Annotated in this window: 13 protein-coding genes; 1 reads left to right on the top strand and 12 read right to left on the bottom strand. The window is 57.1% G+C overall.

The genetic code is table 11. The annotated features are described in order from the left end of the window. Positions 1–114: 114 nt before the first annotated feature. The 11 genes from RLW41_RS13545 to RLW41_RS13495 form a co-directional block, all read right to left on the bottom strand. Positions 115–366: a hypothetical protein gene (locus RLW41_RS13545; RefSeq protein ID WP_414461780.1), complete on the bottom strand. Its 252-nt coding sequence runs from the start codon at positions 364–366 to the stop codon at positions 115–117. A 368-nt stretch (positions 367–734) separates the two neighbouring features. Continuing rightward, entirely contained in the window at positions 735–1,388 is a 654-nt protein-coding gene (locus tag RLW41_RS13540) for a hypothetical protein (protein ID WP_414461779.1), read from the bottom strand. 238 nt (positions 1,389–1,626) lie between these two features. After that, the gene (locus tag RLW41_RS13535) at positions 1,627–2,094 is read right to left on the bottom strand and encodes a hypothetical protein (protein ID WP_414461778.1); all 468 of its coding nucleotides are present in this window, start codon (positions 2,092–2,094) and stop codon (positions 1,627–1,629) included. After that, a complete protein-coding gene (locus tag RLW41_RS13530) occupies positions 2,091–2,693 on the bottom strand; it encodes an HNH endonuclease signature motif containing protein (RefSeq protein ID WP_414461777.1) in 603 nt (200 codons plus the stop codon). Before RLW41_RS13530 ends, RLW41_RS13535 begins: the two co-directional genes overlap by 4 nt. Positions 2,694–2,752: 59 nt before the next feature. After that, positions 2,753–3,010 (bottom strand): hypothetical protein, encoded by a 258-nt coding sequence (locus RLW41_RS13525; protein ID WP_414461776.1) that lies wholly within the window; start codon positions 3,008–3,010, stop codon positions 2,753–2,755. Between the two features lie 39 nt (positions 3,011–3,049). Beyond that, entirely contained in the window at positions 3,050–3,484 is a 435-nt protein-coding gene (locus RLW41_RS13520; protein WP_414461775.1) for a hypothetical protein, read from the bottom strand. Beyond that, entirely contained in the window at positions 3,481–3,996 is a 516-nt protein-coding gene (locus RLW41_RS13515; protein ID WP_414461774.1) for a helix-turn-helix domain-containing protein, read from the bottom strand. Before RLW41_RS13515 ends, RLW41_RS13520 begins: the two co-directional genes overlap by 4 nt. Next, complete coding sequence (locus tag RLW41_RS13510) at positions 3,996–4,592, bottom strand: endonuclease domain-containing protein (RefSeq protein WP_414461773.1); 597 nt, start codon at positions 4,590–4,592, stop codon at positions 3,996–3,998. Before RLW41_RS13510 ends, RLW41_RS13515 begins: the two co-directional genes overlap by 1 nt. Continuing rightward, positions 4,592–5,779, bottom strand: a complete 1,188-nt coding sequence (locus RLW41_RS13505; protein WP_414461772.1) for a DUF1376 domain-containing protein — start codon at positions 5,777–5,779, stop codon at positions 4,592–4,594. Before RLW41_RS13505 ends, RLW41_RS13510 begins: the two co-directional genes overlap by 1 nt. Next, on the bottom strand, positions 5,776–7,254 hold the full coding sequence (locus tag RLW41_RS13500) for a replicative DNA helicase (RefSeq protein WP_414461771.1): 1,479 nt from the start codon (positions 7,252–7,254) through the stop codon (positions 5,776–5,778). Before RLW41_RS13500 ends, RLW41_RS13505 begins: the two co-directional genes overlap by 4 nt. Next, positions 7,251–7,397 carry a hypothetical protein gene (locus RLW41_RS13495; RefSeq protein ID WP_414461770.1) on the bottom strand — a complete coding sequence of 49 codons (147 nt, stop codon included), beginning with the start codon at positions 7,395–7,397 and terminating at the stop codon, positions 7,251–7,253. Before RLW41_RS13495 ends, RLW41_RS13500 begins: the two co-directional genes overlap by 4 nt. Before the next feature lie 1,026 nt (positions 7,398–8,423). Between RLW41_RS13495 and RLW41_RS13490 the strand changes: the two genes are divergently transcribed. Beyond that, positions 8,424–8,651 (top strand): hypothetical protein, encoded by a 228-nt coding sequence (locus tag RLW41_RS13490; RefSeq protein ID WP_414461769.1) that lies wholly within the window; start codon positions 8,424–8,426, stop codon positions 8,649–8,651. Here the strand turns inward: RLW41_RS13490 and RLW41_RS13485 are convergent. Continuing rightward, positions 8,626–8,835: a hypothetical protein gene (locus tag RLW41_RS13485; RefSeq protein WP_414461768.1), complete on the bottom strand. Its 210-nt coding sequence runs from the start codon at positions 8,833–8,835 to the stop codon at positions 8,626–8,628. The two genes, RLW41_RS13490 and RLW41_RS13485, sit on opposite strands and share 26 nt — an antisense overlap. Positions 8,836–9,035: the final 200 nt, after the last annotated feature.

Raw genomic sequence — 9,035 nt, 5'->3', positions numbered from 1 at the left:
TTTCATCTCGCGCTCACGTGCTCTCATGCACTCCACAGAACATGAGCATGTGCTAGTTCCTGCCTCAAACTCTTCACCGCAAACCACGCATTCCTTGATCATGACCAAATCCAATCAGCCCAAGCCTTTCCGGTGAATTTCCCGAGCCTTGCCTAGGACGATGCTAAATTCTACGATATCAACCCACTTCTTGCCCTGCATGTGTTCGATCCAATCGTCTTCGTCGAGCCGCTCTATCTCGATGAAATAATGATAAGGACCGGCAATATTCTCGACGCCATATGAAGTCACCGCCCACTGTCTGTTCTTATAAATGACCCGATCTATTTCCCAATACATCGGTCCATACATTTCCGCCTCAGACATTAGATCCCCCCGAATTTCCCTCAATTCCGGTGATAGCTTCGAAAATGGCGGAGTTCCCGCGCTTAAGTAGGTTATGGCGATGGCGCTCAGCGACTCCTTCGAGCAGATCAAGCGTGAGGCCGGTTCGCCATGCGATCGTCATGAACACCGCACGCGCTGTATTCGTCATGCAGCATCGACCGTCTGAATCCCGGCATCCGCAGCAGCCGTATTCTCCCGCCAAAACATTCGCGACCTCTTCGACTAGATCATCAGGAGGCGTCATCATTCAGCGGCCTCATTGGGTGTCACGTCTTCGAGACTATCGGATAGCGTCTTCGCAGCGAGGACATCGCGCTCGATAGCGTCGAAGATATCGTCGCTAGGGGTCATTCTGGGATACCTCGAACGGCGAAGCGCGCAACGTCGTCCGACCTCGTCAAAGCCTCCCGCTGTCCCGGCGGTATCCAAACAATCCGCGACGGCGTGCCGAAATGCTCCCGCTCCCAAATGAACCAGACATATGACGTTGCCGTCGACGCTTTCGGGTCCCATCGGCCTTTGACCATCGGAACTCGCTCGGCAAATACAGCCACAGTTGTAGGCGGCCTATCTCTGAAGATCGTTTCATAGCGGTCGCGACCTTCGAGCCATGAGGTCCGCAGCAGCATGGCAACGCCTGTCGACGCCTCTTCAAGACCGCGAATGACAAAGTCTTTGGCGAGGTTGAAAGGTGGGTTCGAAATGATCCAATCAGGCCGGAACGGGCATCGAGCGAGATCGTCAACAAGGCCGGAATTTTCAGCAGCGAATGCCCCAATACCGTGACCGCGTCCATAGTCCCAGATATCGGAGGCAAAGACGTCGCGGAAGTATTCTGCGAGCACGTCGGACATATGCCCTTCGCCAGCGGCGGGCTCCCAGCAGCTCAGATTCTGGAGCGCGCCCGTTCCACCAAGCACAACTTCACAAAGGGCACGGGTCGACCATGGAGGAGTCGGAAAAAAGTCGAGACTGTCGAGCGGCTCCGAGCGAGAAGCCATGACTGCAGTATGTCCAGAGGCGCGCATTAGAACAAACTCATCTGCTCGCCCTTCACCGAAGGCGGCTGTACGGACTCAAGCACTGGAATTGAAACGGAAGCATTGGGGCAATATCTGACTTCCTCTCGGACACGATGCTGACCTGCGCCACACCAGTTCGAAGTCGATGATGATGAAGCCTGTCCGGAAGTATCGAGGCCGAGGCGATCAGAGCAGTGTTGGCAAGTCCAAAGTCCCGTCACGCTGCCTTCTCCCTCAATGAAGGCCTCGAAACCCTGAGGTCGGAAAAGAACGTAAGCCAATAAAATCCGTCGTCACACGGCGCTACGATCCCGGCATCTCTCGGGCTGGGATCGTGCGCGATACGACCGCCTTGGCAGACGACAGTATGATTGACACCTGTTCGGGATTTTCCGCCGAGCAGATAGACGAAGTCATCGCCGTTCAGGCGGCCGATCATATCTAGGATCTCGTCGAGGCTCTGGCCCTCCACGACGTTAAATGGAAAGGCGATTGGGAACAGACCGTGCGCGCGCAAGAACTCTTGCTCGCGAGTGGCAAATATCAAGTCCCCGGGATCGCCATCTGCAAAGTGTGGAACCGCATCGATATCGAGATCTAGAACGGTTGCTATCGCAGCTCTGTGGCAATCGCCGTAGATGCCATTCTCAGGATCGTGCTTATTGCGTTGCTTGACGGGCGTCATAGTGCGCTTCCCTTTCGTGATGAAGCTTTTGCCTCCTTCGCGGCATGCTTGAGTTTCGACAGGGTCAAAAGTGCAGGCTTCACATCAGGATGCGCCTGGTCATAAGCGAGGCCATGCCGACCATTAAGCTGCGGCAGGATTGATCGCGGGATCGCTTCCCAATTCGACGGATCACAGTTGGTTTTGTCGCCGTCCAGGCACTTCAGGACATAGCCTTCTGGCAACGGACCGTGCTTTTGCTCCCAAAGGTAGCGATGCTTGTGAACTGGCCGCGTCTTCGCGCCGGTCCAAGGGTTCGCTTCATCGACGATCAGGATGACATAGCCGTCCTTGCTATCGATCCGCTCGTGGCCGGCGCCGCGGGTGTTGTGGGGCAGGTTTCCTTTTCGAAACTGCGTCCGCTGCGCATTCGGGTGCCTGCCCCCTTGTCCTAGTGGACAGCGCTTGCCCTTATTGTGCGGAACGATCCCTTTTTCGAAACAGCCAGTGCGTCCCGTCTTCCAGCCTTTCCGCTTGCGGAGGGCATGGAGATGGCCGGCTGAAATATCCTCGCGACCAAACTTGGCGCAGAAAGCCCGATGATAGTCGCCGATGACCATCAGCCGGTTGGCTTCGAGCCAAGCGATTTCCGCCGGGCTGTATTTGATCCCATGCCCCTTCATGATTTCGCGCCCTCAATCGTCTTCGGTGCATCGAGCATCGGCAGATACTTGTCGATGTGCGCGCCGTGCTCGGCGACCAGTCGCGCGCCTTTGAGAGCGAGATCGGCATTAGCGATGATTTCCTTGCTCACCGCGACAATCGCCTCCGTGCGCTTCACTTCGTTGTCGATCTGATTGGCCGAAAGCCCTTCCTCGCCCAGCCGCTCAAGCTGGGCAAAGAGGTGATTATTCAAATCGACGAGCTTGTTCTTCATCCCGAAATCCCCATCGAAAATTCCCGCTATCCACTCGCCTCACTGCCGCCCGTTCGCCGCATATCTCGGTGCCTCATACGACGCCGGATATTCCGGTACTGGCGGCGGTGTCTGTGATTTCATCTGCTGCCGCATGCCGTTGAGCACGCGTGGAAGTTCTTCGGTTACGGCATCGGCGAGTTGCTGCTGACGGACGGGATCGATATCTCTACGCACTGCGCCTGCTAGCTGCGATGCAGGGGCTGCTATCACCTTCGGTTCATCGAGCACGTCTCGGAGCTGTGCGCGCATCTCCTGGTTTTTCTTCAGCGCCACGATGAGCGCATGACCGGTGCTGGTCTGGAGCGCTACTGCGGCTCCAAACTGGTTGATCAGTGTCGACGTCTCGTGCGTCTGATCGAGTTCGGTTCGGAGTGTGGCGTCTGCTGATGGGCCTTGGTTCTGCATGGTGTCGTCTCCCTCTTTGGATTTCACTTCACGGCTTCCTGGCCGCCCTGCGCGGCCGGTAATTCTATCGTTCTCGCCTCTCGGCTCATGGCATCGACTTCAGCCCACCAACGCGCGCTGAATGCGCGTTTCGCGATGATGGTCGGATCCGGCTTGGTCTCGGGTTTGGCCGGCGGCGCTGGCTGAATGGACATCACGGACGCCGGACGCTGCGCGACGATCGCGGACGGCTCGACGTCGGGCCAGAGCAGAAGGATTTCCCGGACCGTCCGGATCTTGGTCCGGAACTCTTCGTCCGAAACTGAGCGAGCACGCCCTTTCTGCAGTCCGACGACGATCGTCGAATGGTCTCGATTGCACAGCAGCCCGATTGCTGACGTCGACGAGTCCGGACGGAATTCCTTGATCAGCAACCAGGCCGCGCGCCTGGCGAGCGTCAGCTTGACGGAGCGCCGTGCCGAGACCAGTTCCTCAAACGAGAATCCAAAGGCTTCTGCGGTTTTCTCGGCGATGAATTTGCGGGGGATGCGAGGATTCATCAGGCACCCTCATTTTCACGAGGGCGCAACGACTCCATCCATTTCGTATACAGAACGTCAGAGAGCTGGTCGTTAATTCGCTCCACTATTTCATAGGCAACTTCAAACGGTTTATTCCAAATCTCAGATCCAGTGAATCTATGAACCTCGACCCCGGCGTTCTGAATTTCGCGATCACGAAGCTTATCGCGCTGCGCCTGGTCTCTCGTCTTCTCGTGGAAGTCATGGCCATCGCATTCAATGGCAATAAATCGCCTGCCGCCGTCAGCGCTCTGCGTGACAGCTAGGAAGTCCACTCTGTACTGAAGAATAGACACTTGGGGTTGGATAAAGGCATTGGACCGCGCAGGAAATTCTTTCGCCCGCACCACATCAAGCGTCTCGAACATGGTTCCAAAGAACACGATGTGAGATCGCGTTACATGGATATAGGCTTCCAATGCCGCCGCTAGAATTTCCTCTATGGGAGAGTCATATTCGCAAGGAACGCCGTTGCTAAGGCAGCCGGCAGACTCGATGGCGACCCTCTCAAAAAGGCAACCAATAAGGTCTTTCTTCGCATGGCTAACCAAATGCTCGTAGCTTTTTCTGTCCATTAGCTGTTCGTCCCTGAAAATCCATTTTCATCGTGATTAATTTGGCCGTGATAGATCTCGATTAGCGGCGCCTGGAGTTCCATCGGAACGAGGCACTCGGCGTGCCCAGGAGGCGCCGTCAGAAGCCACCACGGCCACGTTCCATTCGGGTTCGCCTTTTCGATCGCGGCCTGCCAGCGCTCCAGCGGGAGATTGCGGAGAGCATCGGCGTTGTCGCGCCACCAACCCCATCGCTTGCCATTTGGTCCAGGCTCCGCCGGGTCCGAGAATGCTCCGGCGATCGGCTCGGGATGATCTTGCCAACGGGCGCCGTTCAGCCACGTCGTTGGCATTGGCAGGTACTCGGGGTCCGGGTTTGATTTGGCGTAGCGCTCGGCGCCGCGAACGATTTCCTCGGCCCTGCCACGAATCCCCTTCCGGTGCGTGCCGGTCACGATGCGTTTGAAAATTTCGAAGGCCTTGGGTCGATCGGTCTTGCGGCCACGAGGCGGAGGTGATCCGGGGAAGGCCGACCAGAAATCGTCAAAAGCCTGTTCGAGTGGGTGGACGCCCCCTTGGGGGCTATGGGGGTTACTTTCTTCACTTACTTTAGGCTTAGGCTTAGGCTTAGGACGGGCACGCGCACGAGAGGCTCGCGTTTGCTCTGGCACGGTCGTGGCATCGCCTTCGTTGATTTCATAGCCTTTTTCGGAAACATCACACCCTAGCTGTGGCGGAAGTTCTCCGGACTTATCCTGGACTTCTTCCGGACTTGTGGGCGGAAGTTCTCCGGAAGTCTGCTGGAAGTCCGGGGGGATCTCGGCCTCGCGCTTCTTTCCTTCACGGGCTTTAGCCGCCTCGGATCGACGCTTAAATTCGCGAACATAATTCGTGATCTCACGCTCGACGCGAGAGTTAGAGACGCGACCGTCGGCGATGTAAATCTTGCCCAGCGCGACCATGCGCGCCTTCATTTTCTTGTAAACGCGGATGTCCAGGCTCATCGCGCGCGCGTTGTGCGCATCGTCGTCCAGAAGATCGCCCATGCGGTCGTAAAGAAGAACTGTGAAGCGCCAATAGAAGCCTTCTTCCTCCAGAGAAAACCCCCGGGTGGCGGCGGCCCAATCGTTCAGGTGAACGCGGACGATATGCATTCTCGGCACGTCGCCATCGACAATTGGAGGGCCACCATTTTCGCCGGGTATCATGCGAACCGCTCCGGCAATCTGGCCTCATCGGCGAGGTCGGAAAACTTAGTCAGATCACCGTTAAACGACATCGGAACGATGCCGACAGGCCCGTGACGATGCTTGCCAATGACAGCTTCGGCTTTGCCCTTTGCCGCTGCCATTTTCGCTATCCATTCGGAGGTCGCGGTAAGGTCAGTATCGGCCGGCTTCTCGCGCTCGATGTAATATTCCTCGCGGTAGACGAAGACGACGATATCGGCATCCTGCTCAATCGATCCGGACTCGCGGAGATCCGATAGCTGAGGTCTCTTGTCTTCACGTTTCTCGCTTGCGCGGGAGAGCTGCGACAGGGCGATGACCGGGATATTGAGTTCCTTGGCGAGCGCCTTAAGTCCGTTCGTGATCTGCGTCAGTTCCTGGACGCGTTCCTTTTTCGATCCCGATAGGAGTTGCAGGTAATCGATCACGAGAAGCTCGATGCCATGCCGCCGTTTCATGCGCCGCGCGCGGGAAACTAGCTGGGCAATCGTGATGCCGCCGCGATCATCGATATGGAGTGGTGTCGACGAAATCTCAGCCTGCTTACGGATGACTGCTTCGACCTGGTCGGGACGAAGTAAGCCGCGGTTCAGGCTCTCGCCCGAGATTTCCGTTTCCGACGAGAGAAGTCGAGCGGCAAGCTGCTGATCTGACATTTCGAGGGAGAAGAATCCGACCGGAGAAATCCTCTCGACGCCGTCGTCATCCACCCATTTCCCGCGCGCCACGTTCCACGCGATGTTGGTCGCCAACGCCGTCTTGCCCATCGACGGACGGCCAGCGAGAATGATCAGGTCCGAACGCTGTAGGCCGCCAAGTTTCTTGTCGAGATCGACGAAGCCGGTCGATAGGCCCTGTATGGCGCCACCGCGCTTGTAGGCGGCCAATATGCGGTCGAGTGACTTCTTTGATGCTTCGGCGAATGAAACGGTCGCCGCACCCTTTGTTGCCTCACGCTCGGCAACGCCGAACAACTTTCCTTCTGCATCCTCGACCAGTCCGGCCGGCGTATTGTCAGACTCCGGACGGTAGGCCGACGCCGCCAAGTCTTCGCCAATGATGATCAGAGAACGGCGGTCCGCCAACTCACGCACGGTCAGAGCATAGTCACGCGCGCCGGAAACCGTCGTTGCGTTTCGCGCAAGCGTGCCGAGATACTGCACAACAGTCCGGCCATCGCTGATCGGCTCCGCATTCTCGAAGAACGGCGCCAGACTGATCGGCGTCGCTGTGCGTCCGTCGGTGATGATTTTGGAAATCGTTTCGAATATCAGGCCATGAAGCGCATCGAAGAAATCCAGCGGCGCAATGATCTCGGACACGCGCTCGAAGGCGCGGTTATCGACGAGGATGGCACCGATGAGAGCCTGTTCGGCTTCAAGATTATGAGGAACACGTGGAAGCTTTTCAGCCTCGACAGACGGATCGCTGACGATTTTCGCGAGGGCATTCATTGAACCGTCGCCAGTTCTTCGCGGGCGCGCGAGGTATCAATTCCCATCTGATCGGCACAATCGAGTACGACGCGCCGCGCCGCACATCCAACCGGCGCCCAGGTCCAGGGCGTGTCGCCGCCATAGTCGATTTCGGAGTCCATTTATCCACTGTTTCCGGGCAATTCGCCTTGTTTTCGTCCGCGATTTGCAGTACAAAAACAAAACAAGTTAAAGGCGTTCCCAGAGATCGATCTCGACCTCTCGGTTATTGAAGTGTTCCTAGTCCGCTCTCAGACTTCGAACGCACACAGACAAAACAGCTTCGGCACATCCCCAGAGCTTCTGACGCAGCGAACGTCGGAAGCTCTTTCCGTTTGCGCTCCTGAAAATGACCGCCAGCTTTTGGCCGGCGGCCGAGTTCAGAGGAAACACGCCCGGGTAGGGCTCCTGTCTCGCGACAGGGGAGATGCAGGCCGAATGAACGGGTGATCACATCCCCGCGTCCGGAGCCGTTTCAACCTGCATCACCGCTATTGCGAAACCAACTCACACTCACTGCGGCTTTCCCGGAAGCGGGCTTGGTGCGGAGACACCCAAGCTCATTTCCCTTCCCCCGAAGACTTCCGGGAAAGCGGCGCTAAGTGCGAAACGCGAACGCTACTGAGAACAAAAGTGCGGGCGACCGAGTTAACCGGCCCGCGCGGTGATTTTTCCCGCTCGGCTCATCGATCAGGTTCCCGCGGAAATGACCTGACCAGTCCTGCAAACCTCGGAGGGAGCGACCCCCGTCAACGATCTGTCCGCACGTCCTCAAAACTCAATTCACAACCGGCGGCGCATTCGAAAACGCGCCGCCGCTTCCCCGAGGTCGGATGTCTCAAACACAGCTATCGGTGCTGATTGAACCGCTATCGCCGTGCAAGACACGCTAGACCCCAACCAACGCTCGGCTCATTTGCCGGGAGGTCGTCATCGTGTCCCAGAAGCCTTGGATGGCAGTTGGGGGACCCGGCTCCCAGGACGCTGCTGTGGATCAGCGGACAGGGGGATGTCACACGACAGACGACCGCCCGGTGAATGTTCCGAGCTAAGCGAACGCTACTGAAGCAACTGGAACTGGAACCGGTATCGAATCCCGTTAGACCGGATGGTGGAAAGCGACCCGCAACCAAAAGGACTCGATACCGATGACGGAAAAACTTGAACTCACTCAGGAAGCGCGTGATGCTGCAATTGAAGCAACGCTGAAGTTTCTCATCTCAAGAGCGGCCGCTAATGATGACCGTTCCGAGCATCGAAGACTTCTCGGCATTTGCGAACATCACATCCTCAATAACCTCCTGAAATCTGATGCAAACGGGCCAGATAAGACCGCAGCAAGCCACCTGATTAAGAAACTGTGCCGCTCGTCGTAATTGTTCCGTCTTCGTTGAGAATGAGCTTGAAGCATGCGTCGTCCCACTTTTTGTGGGCGGCGCACCACCGTTTGTAGAAAGCGTTCTCGTCTTCGAGCGCGGCGACGCGCTCCTGCAGCGAGGTGAGCGCAAGCTTCACGGCATCGATATCCGAAAGAGCTATGTCGGCTACTCCTCCACTCATCTTCCCCTCACCCTGCTCTGCGCTCTGCGTGCTCAACGGCATCGAATCCGTCAAAAGAGATGTTCTCAAGCAAACTCAACTGACAGGACTCGATACCGATGACTGACAAACCAAAAGGCTGGAACCTGCCGCCCGACCTCGCCGAGCAAATCAACCGCAAGAACCTCCTGATCGATTTCCCGACGGATCGGCTTCTAGGT

Origin of the sequence: Hyphomicrobium sp. DY-1 (genome assembly GCF_047497105.1) — a bacterium.
Classification (GTDB): Bacteria; Pseudomonadota; Alphaproteobacteria; order Rhizobiales; family Hyphomicrobiaceae; genus Hyphomicrobium_B.
This window is presented reverse-complemented; position numbering and strand designations above follow the sequence as displayed.

Excerpts from the sequence above, each read along its gene's own strand:
- RLW41_RS13545 (WP_414461780.1), bottom strand. The coding sequence starts at position 366 with ATGTCTGAGGCGGAAATGTATGGACCGATGTATTGGGAAATAGATCGG.
- RLW41_RS13540 (WP_414461779.1), bottom strand. The coding sequence starts at position 1,388 with ATGGCTTCTCGCTCGGAGCCGCTCGACAGTCTCGACTTTTTTCCGACT.
- RLW41_RS13535 (WP_414461778.1), bottom strand. The coding sequence starts at position 2,094 with ATGACGCCCGTCAAGCAACGCAATAAGCACGATCCTGAGAATGGCATC.
- RLW41_RS13530 (WP_414461777.1), bottom strand. The coding sequence starts at position 2,693 with ATGGTCATCGGCGACTATCATCGGGCTTTCTGCGCCAAGTTTGGTCGC.
- RLW41_RS13525 (WP_414461776.1), bottom strand. The coding sequence starts at position 3,010 with ATGAAGAACAAGCTCGTCGATTTGAATAATCACCTCTTTGCCCAGCTT.
- RLW41_RS13515 (WP_414461774.1), bottom strand. The coding sequence starts at position 3,996 with ATGAATCCTCGCATCCCCCGCAAATTCATCGCCGAGAAAACCGCAGAA.
- RLW41_RS13510 (WP_414461773.1), bottom strand. The coding sequence starts at position 4,592 with ATGGACAGAAAAAGCTACGAGCATTTGGTTAGCCATGCGAAGAAAGAC.
- RLW41_RS13505 (WP_414461772.1), bottom strand. The coding sequence starts at position 5,779 with ATGATACCCGGCGAAAATGGTGGCCCTCCAATTGTCGATGGCGACGTG.
- RLW41_RS13500 (WP_414461771.1), bottom strand. The coding sequence starts at position 7,254 with ATGAATGCCCTCGCGAAAATCGTCAGCGATCCGTCTGTCGAGGCTGAA.
- RLW41_RS13495 (WP_414461770.1), bottom strand. The coding sequence starts at position 7,397 with ATGGACTCCGAAATCGACTATGGCGGCGACACGCCCTGGACCTGGGCG.
- RLW41_RS13490 (WP_414461769.1), top strand. The coding sequence starts at position 8,424 with ATGACGGAAAAACTTGAACTCACTCAGGAAGCGCGTGATGCTGCAATT.
- RLW41_RS13485 (WP_414461768.1), bottom strand. The coding sequence starts at position 8,835 with ATGAGTGGAGGAGTAGCCGACATAGCTCTTTCGGATATCGATGCCGTG.